Consider the following 17,056-nt stretch of genomic DNA (forward strand, 5'->3'; position numbering starts at 1 on the left):
CTTTTGGCGGCTAACGCCCGGAGAACGTGTAATTTTTTGAATCAAATCGTGTCCGGCCAATTTGGCCGGCATTCGCCACATCTGTGGCACCCGTGCTAGAAGCGGCCCGGGGATTTGCGTTGAATCGGGGTTCGATCAGATGAGTTCCATGGGATCACAGCCGGCGAAGGCCGGCTTGCGCGTCGGTGTCATCGGCGCCGGCGTGATGGGCAGCAACCACGCGCGGGTGCTCGCCGGTCTGCCCGGCGTCAGCCTGGTCGGCGTGGTCGATCCTTCGCCGACACATCGGACGCGCGCGACCGAGCTTGCCGGATGCAACAGCTTCGAGACGCTCGACCAGCTCCTCGCCGAGGGCGTCGACGCCGTCACCATTGCGGCGCCGACCCATTTGCATCACGAGGTCGCGCTGGCTTGCATCGGCAAGAACATCCACGTGCTGGTCGAGAAGCCGATCGCCTCGACGGTGGAAGAGGGCCGCGAGATCGTCTCCGCCGCGCAAAAGGCCGGCGTCACGCTGATGATCGGCCATGTCGAGCGCTTCAATCCGGCCGTTGCCGCGGTCAAGCAGGCGATCGCGGGCGAGGACATTCTCTCCATCGCGATCACGCGGGTCGGTCCGTTCCCGCCGCGCATGTCCAATGTCGGCGTCGTCATTGACCTCGCCGTGCACGACATCGATCTGATCCGCTGGTTCACCGAATCCGACATCGTCGAGGTGCAGCCGCAACTGTCGAGTGCGGTCGCCGAGCGCGAGGACATCGCGCTGCTCCAGTTCCGTACCGCCAATGGCGTCCTTGCCCACATCAACACCAACTGGCTGACGCCGTTCAAGGCGCGCAGCGTCACGGTCGCGACCCGCGGCAAATACGTGATGGGCGATCTGTTGACGCGCCAGGTCACCGAATGCTTCGGCTTCAAGCCTGATGGCAGCTACTCGATGCGGCATCTGCCCGTCGGCCATGACGAGCCGCTGCGCGCCGAGCTGATCGCCTTCCTCAAGGCCGTGCGTAACGGCGAGACTCCCGCGGTCACCGGCGACGAGGGCGTCGCCAGCCTCGAGATCGCGACGCAGTGCCTCGAGACGCCGTCACGGCCCGCGGCCAAATCGCCTGCCATCAAGGGCCCGCGCCGCGTCGCCGGCTAACCCTATCCATGTCGACCACGCAAGAAGGCGCCAAGAACCAGACCATGAACCAGCATCTGCGTTCCGAACCCATCCCCTTCATCGACGTCGCCTCGCAGCGCGTCCGGCTCGGCGCCTCGCTCGATGCCGCCGTCAAGCGCGTGATGGACCATTGCCAGTTCGTCAACGGCCCCGAGGTCTTCGAGCTCGAGAAGCAGCTTGCGGTCTATTGCGGCGCCAAGCACGTGGTGGCCTGCTCCAACGGCACCGATGCGCTGCTGATGGTGCTGATGGCGAGGAATGTCGGGCCTGGCGATGCCGTGCTGTGTCCTTCCTTCACCTTCATCGCGACGGCGTCTCCGGCGGCACGGACCGGCGCGACGCCTGTTTATGTCGACGTCGATGAGACGACCTTCAACATGGACCCGGAGTCGCTCAAGCGCGGCATTGCGGGCGCGCGCAAGGCCGGCTTGAAGCCTGTCGCGGTCATTCCGGTCGATCTGTTCGGGCAACCTGCCGACCACGATGCCATCGCCGAGATCGCCGCGGCCGAAGGCCTCTTCATCATCGATGATGCCGCGCAAGGTTTTGGCGCAAGCTACAAGGGTCGCAAGCTCGGCACCTTCGGGCTCGCCACCACGACCAGCTTCTTCCCGGCAAAGCCGCTGGGCTGCTTCGGCGACGGCGGCGCGATCCTGACCGATGACGACGAACTCGCGGCGACCCTGCGCAGCATCCGCGTGCACGGGCAGGGCGTCGACAAATACGACAATGTCCGCCTCGGCCTCACCGGCCGGCTAGACACCATGCAGGCCGCGATCCTGATCGAGAAGTTGAAGATCTTTGACGACGAGATCGCCGCCCGCAACAAGGTCGCCGAGCGCTATGCGCGCGGCCTGTCCAACGTGGTTACCGTGCCGCGTCTGGCGCCGGGCAATACCTCGGTCTGGGCGCAGTACACCATCCGCCTGCCTGAAGGCACCGACCGGGACGGCTTTGCCGCCGCGCTGAAGGCCCAGGGCGTGCCGACGGCGGTCTATTACGGCAAGTCGATGCATCAGCAGTCCGCCTACAGGCAGTATCCGGTCGCCGAGGGCGGCCTGCCTGCCTGCGAGAGCCTGTCGCAGGACGTCATCAGCCTGCCGATGCACGCCTATCTGACCGAAGCCGATCAGGAGCGGGTCATCGCCGCCGTGCGCGGTGCGCTCGCGGGGTGATCTTGGTTCACCTCTCCCGCTCGCGGGAGAGGTCGGCGCGAAGCGCCGGGTGAGGGCTTTCTCCTCTGGGGGATTCTTCGTTGTCGAGACACCCTCTCCCCAACCCTCCCCCGCAGGCGGGGGAGGGGGCACAGCTTCATCGCGGCGGGCACCTAGACCTAATCTCGCCATGCTCTAAAACAGACGCATGCTCGGACGCATCTTCACGGTTGGTGGTTACACGCTGCTCTCGCGGCTGACGGGGTTTGCCCGCGACATCATGCTCGCGGCGATCCTCGGCGCCGGCCCTGTGGCCGACGCCTTTTTCGTGGCGCTGCGGCTGCCCAATCATTTCCGCGCGATCTTTGCCGAGGGCGCCTTCAACGCCGCCTGGGTGCCGGCCTATGCGCATGTCCATGGCGAGAAGGGGGAGGGGGCGGCACACCTGTTCGCCGACCGAATCTTCACGCTGCTGCTGGCCTCGCAGGTGGTGCTGCTGATCGTCGCCTGGCTGTTCATGCCGCAGGCCATGAGCCTGCTTGCGCCGGGCTTTTCGGAGGATGCCGAGCAGCGCAGGCTCGCGATCGAGCTGACCCGGATCACATTCCCCTATCTGCTGCTGATCACGCTGGTGACGCTCTATGGCGGCATGCTCAACGTGATGCAGCGCTTTGCCAGCGCCGCGGCCGCCTCGATCTTCCTCAACGTCGCGATGATGATGACGCTGGCGGTCGCCGTCTGGTTTCCGACCGCCGGCCACGCCGCCGCCTGGGGCGTCCTCATTTCGGGCTTCCTGCAGTATTTCCTGCTCGCGGGCGATCTCGCGCTTCATGGCGGCCTGCCGCGCTTTGCACCGCTCAAGCTCGACGAAGACGTCCGCGGCTTCTTCAAGGCGCTGGGCCCGGCGACGCTGGGCTCGATGGGCACGCAGGTCGCGCTGTTCGCCGACACCATCATCGCGACCTTCCTGCCCGCGGGCGCGCTGTCGGCGTTGTATTACGCCGACCGTCTCAATCAATTGCCGATCGGCGTGATCGGCATTGCCATCGGCACGGTGCTGCTGCCGGAAATGTCGAAACGGATCACGGCCAACGACCATGACGGCGCGATGAAGGCGCAGCGCCGCGCCTTCGATTTCACGCTGCTGTTCTCGGTGCCGTTCGTCGCCGCCTTCCTCACCGTGCCCGACGAGATCATGCGCGCGCTGTTCGCCCGCGGCGCGTTTTCGAAGGCCGATGCGATTGCCGCCGGCGGCACGCTTGCGGCCTATGCCATTGGCCTCATTCCGTTCGTGCTGATCCGCAGCGCGGTCGCAACCTTCTATGCGCGCAAGGACACCGCGACGCCGGTGCGGGCGTCGCTGAGCGGCATCGCGGTCAACGTCGCGCTCAAGGTCGCCTTGATGGGATCGCTCGCCCAGATCGGCCTCGCGCTGGCGACCGCCGTCGGGGTCTGGACCAATCTGCTTCTGGTGCTGTTCTTCGCCGTACGGCGCGGTTTTCTCGTGTTCGATCGCGCCTGGCTGATGTCGATCGGCAAGTTTTTGCTGACCGGGATCATCCTCGCGGCCGCGTTCTGGCTGATTGCACGTGTCAGCGGATCTTCGCTGGGCGCGATGCGCTTCCACCATGAAGTGACGCTGGTGCTGCTGGCCATCGGAGGCACGATCGTCTATGCGCTGGCGATCCTCGTGCTGTTCGGGCGCAGCTGGCTGCTCTCGCTGGTGCGCAACTAGCAGCGGGCGAAAGCGACGTTGGTGCGAGGGGCTCGCCTCCAGGGTGCAGTCAGCTTCCGCACACCTCTTGATTTTGCGCGATTCCCGTGCTATTGGCGCTGCATGATTAAATGCTCGCGCAAAGTCAACTTCAACCACATGACCCGCTTCGGCCGGGCCGTGGAAGGAGTCGTGCGCTAGTATCTCGACGACGACATCTTCTCCACCAGGCCCCGCCGGCATCGGACGGGGCCTTTTGTTTGGCCACGCTCCCTGCCGGCACAACAGCAGGAGCGTACGATGCCACCACAACTCACGGATATCTCACCCGGAATTGGGGGCGAGGCCGCAAGGCCCGGCCTCAGCCGCACTATTGTCTCAGCGAAGAGCGCGGTCGATCAAGCTTTGGCCGCGCGTCTCAAGGCGTCCGCCGCGGCGCTGGGCGGCGCGTTGCCGGAGGCTGCCGGACCAACGGCGGCATCGACGCCAAGCCTCATCGGTCTGCTCAAGCGCGCCTGGCTTGCGTTTCTGGCGCGGCGCCAGAACCCGCAGCTGACCTTGCAGGTTCTGAGCGACAGGGAGCTGATGGACATCGGCCTGACGCGCGGCGAGGTCGACTACCTCTCGCCCCAGCGCGCGATCGATAACCTGAGAGACAGCACGCGGTATCTCTGGAACTGCGGTGGGATGTGAATGATCCATCGCAAGACCTGCGCTCTGAGAACGACTGGCTTGGTGCGGCCGGTTGTTCTCAGGCATGCGCCGCGGCGCGAGACCAGCGACGATCCTGCCATCCGGTCGTTTCACCAACACCGGGGCGAGGGCGCCTGATCGATCATTGATCTTCACAGGGAAATGACCGCACTGCGGCCCTTCCGTCCAATCCCGCTCTGAGGCGCGAGCCACGGGACGATTTTTCGCGGGCCCGGCTTGCCTAAAGCCGTTTGCACTGCCTGTTTTTCCACGGCAATATGGTTCGCAAAACAACCATAGGACGGGACAAGACAATGGCAGCCCCCATCAAGTTCGGCGTTGGCCAAAGCGTGCTTCGCAAGGAGGACGACGCGCTGATCCGCGGCAAGGGCCGCTATACCGACGATTTCGCACCGCAGGCCGCGCTGCGCTGCCTGGTGTTGCGCTCGCCGCATGCGCATGCCAAGTTCACCATCGACGCCGGCCGTGCCCGAACCCTGCCTGGCGTTGCGCTGATTCTGACAGCGGCCGAGGTTGGGGATCTCGGCAATCTGCCCTGCCTGTTCAATTTCGAGACCGATCCGTTCACCGGCCCGCCTTACCCGATCCTGGCCAAGGACGAGGTGCGGCATGTCGGCGATGCCGTCGCCTTCGTGGTCGCGGAGACCATCGACCAGGCGCGCGACGCGATCGAGGCGATTGAGGTCAAATGGAGCCCGCTGCCGGCGGTGACCGGCGTCGTCAACGCCGTCAAGAAAGGCGCGCCGCAGGTCTGGCCGGATAAGCCGGGCAACGTGCTGTTCGACGTCTCGATCGGCGACAAGGCGGCAACGGATGCGGCCTTCGCCAAGGCGCATACGGTCGCCGAAATCGCGATCGTCAATCCGCGCGTGGTCGCGAGCTTCATGGAGACGCGCGCGGCGGTCTGCGAATACGATGCCAAGAACGATCATCTGACGCTGACCGTCGGCAGCCAGGGCAGCCACCGCCTGCGCGACATCCTCTGCCAGAACGTGCTCAACATTCCCACCGACAAGATGCGGGTGATCTGCCCTGATGTCGGCGGCGGCTTTGGCACCAAGCTGTTCCCATACCGCGAATACGCCCTGATGGCTGTGGCGGCGCGCAAGCTGAAGAAGGCCGTGAAATGGTCGGCCGATCGCTCCGAGCATTTCATGGGCGATGCGCAGGGCCGCGACAACGTCACCACCGCCAAGATGGCGCTCACTGAAGACGGCAAGTTCCTCGCGATGGATTGCGACCTGATCGGCGACATGGGCGCGTATCTGTCGACCTTCGGGCCCTATATCCCGCATGGCGGCGCCGGCATGCTGCCGGGTCTCTATGACATCCAGGCCTTCCACTGCCGCGTGCGCACCATCTTCACCAACAGCGTGCCCGTCGATGCCTATCGCGGCGCGGGCCGGCCCGAGGCCGCCTACGTCATCGAACGCCTTGTCGACGCCTGCGCGCGCAAGCTCGACATGACGCCGGATGCGATCCGCCGCAAGAATTTCATTCCGCCGAAGGCGCTGCCCTACAAGACCGCGACCGGCAAGGTCTACGATTCCGGCGATTTCGCCGCGCATCTGAAGCGCGCGATGGACATCGCGGAGTGGAAGGAGTTTTCAAAGCGCGCCAAGGCGGCCAAGAAGAATGGCCTGATCCGCGGCATCGGTCTTGCGAGCTATGTCGAGGTCTGCGGCACCATGGGCGAGGAGACCGCCAATGTGCGGATGGACCCCAACGGCGACATCACCGTCCTGATCGGCACGCAGTCGAGCGGGCAGGGGCACCAGACCGCCTATGCGCAGATCGTCGCCGAACAGTTCGGTGTTGCTCCCGAGCGCGTGCACGTCCACCAGGGCGACACTGCGGAGATTGCGACGGGCCTCGGCACCGGCGGCTCGGCCTCGATCCCGTCAGGCGGCGTCAGCGTCGAGCGCGCCACGCGCGAGCTCGGCCAGAAGATCAAGGAGATCGCGGCGCAGGCGCTGGAAGCCAGCGCCGGTGACCTCGAGATCACCGACGGCATCATCAGGATCGCCGGTACCGACCGGTCCATGAGCTTCGCCGATGTCGCCAAGCGCGCGGGCGCCGACCCGTCGAAGCTGAATGCGAGTGCGACCTTCGCATCCGCTGACGGCACCTATCCCAACGGCACGCATGTGGCCGAAGTCGAGATCGATCCGGCCACCGGCATCATCAAAATCGTCAACTACGTGATCGTCGACGATTTCGGCAAGACGCTCAATCCGCTGCTGCTCGCGGGCCAGGTGCATGGCGGCGCCATGCAGGGCATCGGCCAAGCGCTGATGGAGCAGGTGGTCTACGGCGCGACCGACGGCCAGCTCATCACCGCCACCTACATGGACTATGCGCTTCCGCGCGCGGCCGATGGTCCCGCCTTCGTGTTCGAGACCAACAACATTCCGTGCACGACCAATCCGATGGGCGTGAAGGGCGCGGGCGAGGCCGGCGCGATCGGCTCCTGTCCGGCCGTCGTCAACGCCATCGTCGACGGGCTCTGGCGCGAGTACAAGATCGACCACATCGACATGCCGGCAACGCCGGAACGGGTGTGGATCGCGATCAACGAGCACCACCGCCGCCACAGCCTGTAAGGCGGCCGCCTGGCGCCCCGCGGGAATTAACGGCCCGCGGCCGGGTTCTAACCCCTATGGTCTTCCCCCAAACCGACTTGCGAGCCGGAGTAACAAGCCTATGAAACGGATTCTTGTTGTCGCGGGCACCCTGCTTCTGGGTGCGGGCGCCGTGATGGCGCAGCAGGAGGTCGCCGTCCAGCAGGACAATCTGATGCGCTCGCAGGCCAAGAGCCTCTACACTGTCATCCTGAAGATGACCAAGGGCGACATCCCCTACAACCAGAAGCAAGCCGACGAGGCAATTGCCAATCTGGAGGCGGATGTTGGCAAGATCGCCAAGACCTTCGAGGTCAATCCCAAGCAGGACGTCGTCAATGCCACCTACGGTTCGTCGCCGAAGGTGTGGCAGCAGAAAGCCGATTTCGATTCAAAGATCCCGCCGGTGCAAAAGGCGATTGCCGAGGTGAAGGGCAAGATCCACGATGTCGCGAGCCTCAAGGCGGCCTACACCTCGATCAACGACCGCTGCAACGATTGCCACGAGACCTATCGGCTGAAGCTGAAGTAAGACGACGCGGTGTCGCCTCAACCATAGCTACGCACTCCCCGTCATCGCCCGGCTTGACCGGGCGATCCAGTACTCTGAGACGGCTGTGGTTCAACCGATGGGCCGCGGAATACTGGATTCCCGGCTTTCGCGGGGAATGACAAGCGGTGCGTGCCGCAAATTCTGTCCGCACGCCCTGACGGATCAGCGCCAGAAGGACTATGTTTGCTCGCGCCGCTGCGGCGTTGATGCCCGACGCCGTCCCGCGTTCCGACGCGCGGCGAGGAACTGCATCAACAGCGAGACTGGCCATGGCAAAACCATTTCCGTCGAAAACCCATATCGGCAACCATATGCTGCATCCGGAAACGCTGATGCTGACCTATGGCTATGATCCGCAGCTGTCGGAAGGCGCCATCAAGCCGCCGGTGTTCTTGACCTCGACCTTCGTGTTCAAGACGGCCGAGGACGGGCAGGACTTCTTCGACTACGTCGCGGGCCGGCGCGAGCCGCCGGAGGGCATGGGCGCGGGCCTGGTCTATTCGCGCTTCAACCATCCCAACAGCGAGATCGTCGAGGACAGGCTCGCGGTCTATGAACGCACCGAGAGCTGTGCGCTGTTCTCCTCAGGCATGGCGGCGATCTCGACGACCATTTTGGCGTTCGTTCGGCCCGGTGATGTCATTCTGCACTCGCAGCCGCTCTATGGCGGCACCGAAACGCTGCTGACGAACACGCTGTCGCGCTTCTCGATGGGCGCGGTCGGCTTTGCCGACGGCATCGATGAGGCGGTGGTCAACGCAGCTGCGGAAGAGGCCATGCGTCGGGGGCGGGTTTCGATGATCCTGGTCGAGACGCCGGCCAACCCGACCAATGGGCTCGTCGACATCGCGCTGATGCGCCGCGTCGCCGACAGCATCGGCAAGGCCCAGGGCCACACGCCGATCATCGCCTGCGACAACACGCTGCTCGGTCCGGTGTTTCAGCGGCCGATCGAGCATGGCGCCGATATCTCGCTGTACTCGCTGACCAAATATGTCGGCGGCCATTCCGATCTGATTGCGGGTGCGGCGCTCGGCACCAAGGCGGTGATGAAGGGCATCAAGGCGCTGCGCGGCGCCATCGGCACCCAGCTCGATCCGCATTCCTGCTGGATGATCAACCGCTCGCTGGAGACCCTGAGCCTGCGCATGGAGAAGGCCAACAGCAACGCGCGCCTGGTCGCGGACTACTTACGCGACCATGCCAAGGTCGCGAAGGTCCACTATCTCGGCCATCACGCGGAGAGCTCGCCGGCCGGGCGCGTGTTCGCGCGACAATGTCTCGGCGCAGGATCGACCTTCTCGTTCGATATCGTCGGCGGCCAGGCGGCGGCGGAGACGTTTCTCAACGGCTTGCAGATCTTCAAGCTCGCGGTCAGCCTCGGCGGCACGGAATCATTGGCGAGCCTGCCGGCGACCATGACCCACTCGGGCGTTCCCGCCGATATCCGCCGCAAGATCGGCGTGCTCGATTGCACCATCCGCCTGTCGATCGGCATCGAAAATCCGCAGGATCTGATCGCCGATCTCGAGCACGCGCTGAGTGTGGCGTAGGCGACAGATTCAAAGGGGATTGGATGCGCGACAGGCCGACATGATCGCCGCGGCCGCCTCGTTGGACTGGGCGCCCGAGAGCTGGCGCACGAGGCAGACATAATAGCCCTTGCTGGAGGCGTTCAGCAGGGAGTCGCCGTTGACCACGAGCCAGTTGCAGGCCGAACGGATCGACTGGACGGCAAGTGGCGATCGCGTGTCACGGATGGCGGACAGCTCGCATTGCGCCTGCCTTTCCATGTCGGTTTGCGCGGCAACCATCTCGGCCGATGACAGCAGCAGTCCCGCGGCAATGACAACGGCTGACAGCGGGCAAGCCGCGTTGAGGGACGCGACGCGCGGCGGCTTATTCCGTTTCATCGATGCGTTCGTCATGAACAGCTCCCGGCGCTGCGATGATGGCGCCAATGGATATTTTAGTCTCGTACCCCGAATAGAGCGAAGCGAAATCCCGGAAGTGGTTGCGAGCTGAATATTCATCCCCGGATTGCGCTTTGCTCCATCCGGACTACAAGGCTCACATTCGCACTACCCGGAATCGAAAAGGCCGGGACACGCAGCGCGCTCCCGGCCTTCGTCGACAACATTGCCTTAAAACTTACTTCGTCACCTGTCCGCGGATTTCGCCGCCCGGGTTCGCCGCGGTGTGAATGTTGACATAGAGCTTGCCGGCCAGCAGATCCGAGGCCTGCGCGTCGGTTAGCGTCGCCGAGCCCTCGGCCGGGCTGTTGGCGATACCGGGGATCGGCACCGCGACGCCGGCGTTCTTGCCGACCTCGGCAGGCCCGTGGAAATGGGCGGCGGTGGCGGGGCCGGAGAGGCCGGAATAGCTCACCTTCCAGGACAGCTTCTTGGTGGCGGCGTCATAGTCGAGATCGGCGGTGCCTTTGCCGGCGCTGGCATTGGCGGGGACTTCGGACTTTCCGTCCAGCGTCGCCTTCAGTTTCTCCGCGCTGGCCGAGCCTGCGAATGCGACGGCGGCTCCGAGTGCCAGCGTGGCAAAAAGCGTTTTGTTCATGGGTCTCTCCCTGTTGACGCCTGATTGCTGTCAACTTGCAAACAGTGCGGTCCCGACTTTATTCCCGGATTCCGATCAAACCATCTAAATTATTCGTGGCTGGAGCGGCTGCAGGATGATCCGTAAATTCGCTCGAGCTCAATGGGATCCTCAATGCTGCGACGAACAATTTATGTCACTTTGATTGCTGCTGTCGCAGCCTTTGCCGTCTACTGGTGGCTGACTGCGCCGAGCGCCTTGGCCTTGCCGGCGCCGACCCGCGGGCCCGACCTTGCCAACGGGCAGGAACTGTTCAACGCCGGCGGCTGCTCGTCCTGCCATGCCGTGCCCAACCAGCCGGACCGTTTGAAGCTCGGCGGCGGTCTCGCGCTCGGCTCGCCATTCGGGACGTTCTATGCCCCGAACATTTCCCCTGATCCCACCGACGGCATCGGCCGCTGGAGCGAGGCCGATTTCGTCAATGCGGTGAAGCGCGGCGTTTCGCCCGAGGGCACGCACTACTTCCCGGCGTTTCCCTACACGTCCTATCACATCGCGAAAGTTGATGACGTCCGCGATCTCTTTGCCTATCTGAAGACATTGCCGCCGGTCGCCGGCCGCGTGCGCGACCACGATCTGCGGTTTCCCTTCAATATCCGCCGCAATGTCGGCATCTGGAAATTGCTGTTCATGGATGTCAGGCCGTTCGTGCCGGCGGCGATGCATCCGGCAGAGTGGAATCGCGGCGCCTATCTCGTGAACGGTTTTGGCCATTGCGCCGAATGCCACAGCCCGCGCAATTTGCTCGGCGGCGTCATCAGCTCGCAGCGCTTTGCCGGCGGCCCCAATCCCGAAGGCGAGGGCTGGGTGCCGAACATCACGCAGAAAGGCATCGGTGACTGGAGTGAGAAGGATATCGCCGATTTCCTCGAGACCGGCGACATGCCCGAAGGCGACAGCGCATCGGGCTCGATGCGGCCGGTGATCAAGAATCTGGCGCAACTGAAGCCAGAGGATCGCGCCGCGATGGCGGCCTATTTGAAGTCGTTGCCGCCGGTCGACGGCCCGACGCCGCCCAAGCGCAAGGAAGGCGGCTAGCCGGTGCCGAACGCCTTGAAGGTGATGATGGTGAGCGTGTCCTGGATGCCGGGCAGCACTTGCACCTTCTCGTTGACGAAGTGGCCGATGTCGGTGTCCTTGTCGACATAGAACTTCACCAGCAGATCGTATTGGCCGGCGGTGGAATAGATCTCGGAGGCGATCTCGGCTTCCGCAAGCGCATTGGCGACCGTGTAGGACTGGCCGAGCTTGCATTTGATCTGGACGAAGAAAGGAACCATTGCAGTCACTCCGAAGGCATATCTTGTCGGCTAATAGGCCAAAACCGGGCCGATTTAGCAAGCGGGCAGGCCGACCGTCAGAGGCCAGGCCGGGCTTTACGACGTCACCGCCGCCGCTGCAAATGCGTCCCTGAGCCGCTGGGCGAGCTCGGCCTTGCGATAGGGCTTGGTCAGGATGACGGCATGCGCCTGCACGCGGCCCTGCTCGACCAGGGTCTCCAGCGCATAGCCCGAGGTGAACAGCACCGGCAGGCCGGGCCTGACGCGACGGGCCTGCTCGGCGAGCTCCCAGCCGCTCATGCCACCGGGCATCACGATATCGGTGAACAGCATGTCGATGCGGGGATCGGCGCGCAGCCGCTGCAAGGCCTCCTTGCCATTGACGGCGGCGACGACGCGATAGCCGAGCGCCTCCACCCGCTGGATCACCGAGGAGCGCACGAACGGATCGTCCTCCGCGATCAGGATGGTCTCATGGCCCCGCGGCGCAGCCTCGTCGGTCTCGGGCATGTCGGCCACCGACTGTCCGGCGCCGACGCGCGGCAGATAGATCCGGACCGTCGTCCCCAGACCCTCTTCGCTGTAGATAGAGACATGGCCGTCGGATTGCTTGGCGAAGCCATAGACCATGCTCAGCCCGAGGCCGGACCCCTTACCGACCTCCTTGGTGGTGAAGAACGGCTCGAAGGCGCGCTCGATGACCTCAGGGGTCATGCCTTCGCCGTCATCGGTGACCGAGATCAGGGCGTAGCTGCCGGATGCGACTTCCGGGTGAAGGGCGCGATAGTCATCGTCGATCGCGGCGATCTCCGTGCTCAGCGTCAAATGCCCGCCCGATGGCATCGCGTCCTGCGCGTTGAGCGCAAGGTTCAGCACCGCGGATTCGAGCTGGGCGCGGTCCGCAAACGCCCGGATGGTGCCCGGACCGAACGTCGTCCTGATCTCGATGTTCTCGCGCAAGGTGCGCTTGAGCAGCTTGAGCATGGACAGGATCAGCTCGCGGCAGTCGATCGTGCGCGGCTGGAGCAACTGGCGGCGGCTGAACGCCAGCAGCCGCTGCGTCAGTTCTGCGCCGCGTTCACCGGACTCGCAGATGTCGTCGGCAAATTGCCTGAGATCGGGCCGCGCCTTGAGCTGCTCGCTGAGATGCTCGGCGTTGCCGATGATGACGGTGAGGAGATTGTTGAAGTCGTGGGCGATGCCGCCGGAGAGCTGGCCGACCGTCTCCATCTTCTGCGCCTGCTGGAGCTGCTGCTCGGTGAGCTTGCGCGTGGTCAGATCGTGGATGATGCCGACGTGGATCAGCTCGCCGTCCTGCCAGGCCTGGCCCACCGACAGGTCCATCGGAAACGTCGAGCCATCCTTGCGCAGGCCGACGGCTTCTCCGGTTGCGAAACGCCGCGCATGACCTGCGGATGAGGACCTCTCCTCATTGGACATCAGCATGCCGATGTCGCGATTCATGAGTTCGTCGGCGCGATAGCCGAACAGCCGTTCGCAAGCGGGGTTGAACAGGAGAATGCGGGCTTGCGCGTCGAACAGGATGACGCCGTCGACCGCCGTCTCGACCACGGCTGTGAGGCGCGTCATGCTTTCGCGCATCGCGCGCTGAGCCTCGCCCACCTGTTTGAGCAGCAGCGTCGCGTCCCGGCTCTTGATCTCTTCCTCCTCGAGCGCGGCCTGAACCTTTTGCAGCTCGAACGGGGAGGGGATCGCCAGGATCTTCGGCAGCAGGGGCCACAGCGCGCCCGCGGTGAAGATGGAGGCCGCAGCCGTGACCGCCTTGACGATGCCCTCAATGCCGTAGATCGGAACCCAGAGCGTGTAGATCGACAACAGATGTGTCAGGCCGCAGGCCATGATGAAGATCGCGAACGCCCAGTAGACCCAGCCGAACTGGAGGTCGCGCCGCTTGGTGACGAGAATGGTGAGAGCGAACGGGATCGAGAAATAGGCGGCGGCGATCACGGCATCGGAGGCAACGTGCAGCCAGATCAGCTCGGGTTCCCACAACAGGCAGATGCCGTGCGGTGAAAGCATTGACGAATCGAGGAGACGTTCGAAAAAGGCCCACATGATTTCTTCCCGAGAGAATTGCAGGCCGAACCGGCCCGCAATTTGGAGTCGCTGGACGAATTCACTAATGTTTCACCGATTTGGGAGGATGCGCCAAGGCCGGGTGATGCCTAGGTCATATTTTCCGGGATGTGCACGCTTCCGGGACGACACGGCTGTGCGGCACCGTTTCTGCCTGATTCGCCGGCTTGCTGGAGCTGCAGGGGCGCGCTAGGACAGGCCATGTCAGGACAGATCATGGCCGTCGTTCCTTCAAGCAAGCGAATCCCGCGATGACCACGCCCGTGGCGCTCACCATTGCCGGCTCGGATTCGAGCGGCGGCGCCGGCATTCAGGCGGACTTGAAGACGTTTGCCGCGCTCGGCGTGTACGGGGCGTCCGCGATCACGGCGCTGACGGCGCAGAACACCAAGGGCGTCACCGGCATTCATGCGGTGCCGGCCAATTTCGTCGCCGCGCAGATCGATGCCGTGTTTTCCGATCTCGATGTCGGCGCGGTCAAGATCGGCATGGTGGCGCAGGCTGCGAGCATCGATGCGATCGCTTGTGCGCTGGCGCGCTGGAAGCCGCGCCATGTCGTGCTCGATCCCGTGATGGTCGCGACATCAGGCGACCGCCTGCTCGCCGCAGAGGCCGTGGCGGCGTTGCGCGCGAAACTGATGCCGCTCGCATCCGTGATCACGCCCAATCTGCCGGAGGCGGCCGCGCTGCTCGACGAGCCAGTCGCGCGAAGCGAGGCCGAGATCGAAAGCCAGGGGCGCCGCCTGCTGTCTCTCGGTTGCCGTGCGGTCCTGATCAAGGGCGGGCACGGCGAGGGCGCGGAGAGCACCGACTATCTCGTCAGTGCTGACACCACGCTCGCGCTCGCCGCGCCGCGCATCGCCACCCGCAATACCCACGGCACCGGCTGCTCGCTGTCGTCGGCAGTGGCGGCGGGCCTCGCCAAGGACGAGGATCTCGCGACGGCCGTGCGCCATGCCAAGAGCTGGATCAGCGCGGCAATCGCGTCGGCCGACCGTTTCAGCGTCGGTCACGGCCACGGGCCGATCCACCATTTCCACACGTTTTACTGACGCCGGCGTCCTGCTGGCGCCGACGGTCCCGATATTAACCAACAAAGCCAGGGTTCCGGGGTTCTGCAGGCCATCATTGCCTGACCATGTCGCCTGATTGTCGCATGTGACTGATATTCGCGGGGAAGGCGAGGCAAGGTTCGATTCGTATCTGAGGGTGCCTCAAGGGTTCAATCGGTCATCCCCCTGTCACGGGACACAGTTACAGGCTGGCGCATGGGAAGTTACGATGTGAGTGACGAGAGCCCGGAGCGGCGCTTTCGCACGTTGTTCATCTCCGACGTTCATCTCGGAGCCCGCGGCTCTCAAGCCGACCTCTTGCTGGACTTCCTGCGCTACCACGATGCCGACACCATCTATCTCGTCGGCGACATCGTCGACGGCTGGGCGCTGAAATCGAGCTGGCACTGGCCGCAATCGCATAACGATTTGGTGCAGAAGCTGCTGCGCAAGGCGCGCAAGGGCGCCAAGGTCATTTACGTGCCCGGCAATCACGACGAGTTCCTGCGCAATTATTACGGCACCCATTTCGGCGGCATCGACGTCGTCGAGAACACGGTGCACACCGGCGTGGACGGCAAGCGCTATCTCGTCATCCACGGCGACATCTTCGACCTCGTGGTGCAGAACGCGCGCTGGCTCGCCCATCTCGGCGACAAGGCCTATGACTTCGCGATCCAGATGAATCGCTTCGTCAACTTCTTCCGCCGCCTGTTCGGCGTGCCCTATTGGTCGCTGTCGCAATGGGCCAAGCAGAAGGTGAAGAACGCGGTCAACTATATCGGCGCGTTCGAGCAGGCGCTCTCCGCCGAAGCGCGGCGCCACGACGCCGACGGCGTGATCTGCGGCCACATCCACTACGCCGTGATCCGCGACGAGAACGGCATCCGCTACATGAACTGCGGCGACTGGGTCGAAAGCTGCACCGCGCTGGTCGAGCACGACGACGGCCGTTTCGAGATCATCACCTGGGCGGATCATCTGCAGAAGCCGGCACAAGTGCCGCAGGTGGCAGCAAGGGCGGCCTGATGCGCATCCTGGTCGCGACCGACGCCTGGCACCCGCAAGTCAACGGTGTGGTTCGGACGCTGACCAAGCTCGCTGACGCCGCGAAGACGCTTAGCGTCGAAGGTCTCGGTGTCGAGTTCGCGTTCCTGACGCCGCAATCGTTCCGCACCTTCGCGATGCCGAGCTATCGCGACGTGCGGTTGGCGATGCCGCGGCCGGCGCGCATTGCAAGACTGATCGAGGAAGCGCGGCCCGACAGCATCCATATCGCGACGGAAGGGCCGATCGGGCTGATGGTCCGCCGCTATTGCCGCCAGCGCAAGCTGCCGTTCACGACCAGCTTCCATACCCGCTTTCCCGAATATGTCCGTGCCCGGGTGCCGGTGCCGGGCTCGCTGATCTGGCGGGCGCTGCGCCGATTCCACAGCCCGAGCCGGGCCGTGATGGCGGCTACTCCTGCGCTGGCCCGGGAGCTCGGCGAGCGCGGGTTCGACAATGTCGTGCTGTGGCCGCGCGGGGTCGACACCCATCTGTTCCATCCCCACGCGGTCGATCTCTGTCTGCCGGCGCCGATATTCCTCTCGGTCGGCCGCGTCGCGGTGGAGAAGAATCTCGAGGCGTTCCTCGAGCTCGATCTGCCCGGCACCAAGGTGATCGTCGGTGACGGCCCGGCGCGCAACGCGTTGGAGGAGGCCTATCCCGAGGCGATTTTCCTGGGCGAGAAGCACGGCGAGGAACTGGCCGACATCTATGCGGCGGCCGACGTCTTCGTGTTTCCGAGCAAGACCGACACGTTCGGCCTGGTCCTGCTCGAGGCGCTGGCGAGCGGCCTGCCGGTCGCGGCCTTCCCGGTCAAGGGCCCGCGGGACGTGATCGGGGATGCGCCCGTCGGCGCGCTCGACCACGACCTGCGCAACGCCTGCTTCGCCGCGCTCGACATCTCTAGGCAAGCCTGTGTCGAATTCGCCGCCGCCTACACCTGGGAGGCCTCGGCGAGGGCTTTTGTCGACAGCATCCGCGCCGTCGGCGCCGTGCTGCCGGGCCGGGCCGGGGCGGAACAGAAGCGGTTCGTGGCCTAGATTCCTGTT

General features: G+C 64.6%; 15 protein-coding genes. 11 read left to right on the top strand and 4 right to left on the bottom strand.

Annotated elements, in window-relative coordinates:
• The first annotated feature begins 139 nt into the window (after nt 1-139).
• From XH91_RS11885 to XH91_RS11920, 7 genes are all read left to right on the top strand, one after another.
• A complete protein-coding gene (locus XH91_RS11885; RefSeq protein ID WP_128950772.1) occupies nt 140-1,144 on the top strand; it encodes a Gfo/Idh/MocA family protein in 1,005 nt (334 codons plus the stop codon).
• A gap of 8 nt (nt 1,145-1,152) precedes the next feature.
• Nucleotides 1,153-2,340: a DegT/DnrJ/EryC1/StrS family aminotransferase gene (locus XH91_RS11890; protein ID WP_206736860.1), complete on the top strand. Its 1,188-nt coding sequence runs from the start codon at nt 1,153-1,155 to the stop codon at nt 2,338-2,340.
• 187 nt (nt 2,341-2,527) lie between these two features.
• Nucleotides 2,528-4,054, top strand: a complete 1,527-nt coding sequence (murJ, locus tag XH91_RS11895) for a murein biosynthesis integral membrane protein MurJ (protein ID WP_128950773.1) — start codon at nt 2,528-2,530, stop codon at nt 4,052-4,054.
• A 384-nt stretch (nt 4,055-4,438) separates the two neighbouring features.
• Nucleotides 4,439-4,726: a YjiS-like domain-containing protein gene (locus XH91_RS39385; RefSeq protein WP_347339929.1), complete on the top strand. Its 288-nt coding sequence runs from the start codon at nt 4,439-4,441 to the stop codon at nt 4,724-4,726.
• Nucleotides 4,727-5,040: 314 nt separating this feature from the next.
• Nucleotides 5,041-7,350, top strand: coding sequence for a xanthine dehydrogenase family protein molybdopterin-binding subunit (locus XH91_RS11905; protein WP_128950775.1), 2,310 nt, complete (start codon nt 5,041-5,043; stop codon nt 7,348-7,350).
• Between the two features lie 100 nt (nt 7,351-7,450).
• Nucleotides 7,451-7,900 carry a cytochrome c gene (locus XH91_RS11910; protein ID WP_128950776.1) on the top strand — a complete coding sequence of 150 codons (450 nt, stop codon included), beginning with the start codon at nt 7,451-7,453 and terminating at the stop codon, nt 7,898-7,900.
• Between the two features lie 290 nt (nt 7,901-8,190).
• A complete protein-coding gene (locus XH91_RS11920; protein ID WP_128950777.1) occupies nt 8,191-9,474 on the top strand; it encodes a cystathionine gamma-synthase family protein in 1,284 nt (427 codons plus the stop codon).
• Between the two features lie 9 nt (nt 9,475-9,483).
• On the opposite strand, the gene XH91_RS11925 is transcribed toward XH91_RS11920, so the two are convergent.
• Nucleotides 9,484-9,849 carry a VF_A0006 family four-cysteine protein gene (locus tag XH91_RS11925; RefSeq protein ID WP_245477309.1) on the bottom strand — a complete coding sequence of 122 codons (366 nt, stop codon included), beginning with the start codon at nt 9,847-9,849 and terminating at the stop codon, nt 9,484-9,486.
• 223 nt (nt 9,850-10,072) lie between these two features.
• Nucleotides 10,073-10,492: a CHRD domain-containing protein gene (locus tag XH91_RS11930; RefSeq protein ID WP_128950778.1), complete on the bottom strand. Its 420-nt coding sequence runs from the start codon at nt 10,490-10,492 to the stop codon at nt 10,073-10,075.
• Nucleotides 10,493-10,645: 153 nt separating this feature from the next.
• On the opposite strand from XH91_RS11930, the gene XH91_RS11935 reads away from it, so the two are divergent.
• Nucleotides 10,646-11,569, top strand: a complete 924-nt coding sequence (locus XH91_RS11935; protein ID WP_128950779.1) for a c-type cytochrome — start codon at nt 10,646-10,648, stop codon at nt 11,567-11,569.
• On the opposite strand, the gene XH91_RS11940 is transcribed toward XH91_RS11935, so the two are convergent.
• On the bottom strand, nt 11,566-11,811 hold the full coding sequence (locus XH91_RS11940) for an Lrp/AsnC ligand binding domain-containing protein (RefSeq protein ID WP_018642903.1): 246 nt from the start codon (nt 11,809-11,811) through the stop codon (nt 11,566-11,568). The genes XH91_RS11935 and XH91_RS11940 overlap by 4 nt on opposite strands.
• A gap of 96 nt (nt 11,812-11,907) precedes the next feature.
• Nucleotides 11,908-13,851: a PAS domain S-box protein gene (locus tag XH91_RS11945; RefSeq protein ID WP_245477310.1), complete on the bottom strand. Its 1,944-nt coding sequence runs from the start codon at nt 13,849-13,851 to the stop codon at nt 11,908-11,910.
• 308 nt (nt 13,852-14,159) lie between these two features.
• Between XH91_RS11945 and thiD the strand changes: the two genes are divergently transcribed.
• The 3 genes from thiD to XH91_RS11960 all read left to right on the top strand — a co-directional run bounded on the left by thiD (nt 14,160) and on the right by XH91_RS11960 (nt 17,047).
• Nucleotides 14,160-14,960 (top strand): bifunctional hydroxymethylpyrimidine kinase/phosphomethylpyrimidine kinase, encoded by an 801-nt coding sequence (thiD, locus tag XH91_RS11950; RefSeq protein WP_128950781.1) that lies wholly within the window; start codon nt 14,160-14,162, stop codon nt 14,958-14,960.
• A 216-nt stretch (nt 14,961-15,176) separates the two neighbouring features.
• Complete coding sequence (locus XH91_RS11955) at nt 15,177-15,989, top strand: UDP-2,3-diacylglucosamine diphosphatase (protein ID WP_128950782.1); 813 nt, start codon at nt 15,177-15,179, stop codon at nt 15,987-15,989.
• Complete coding sequence (locus tag XH91_RS11960) at nt 15,989-17,047, top strand: glycosyltransferase family 4 protein (protein ID WP_128950783.1); 1,059 nt, start codon at nt 15,989-15,991, stop codon at nt 17,045-17,047. Before XH91_RS11955 ends, XH91_RS11960 begins: the two co-directional genes overlap by 1 nt.
• Nucleotides 17,048-17,056 lie beyond the last annotated feature (9 nt).

The sequence above is a fragment of the Bradyrhizobium guangzhouense genome (assembly GCF_004114955.1).
GTDB classification, from domain to species: Bacteria; Pseudomonadota; Alphaproteobacteria; order Rhizobiales; family Xanthobacteraceae; genus Bradyrhizobium; species Bradyrhizobium guangzhouense.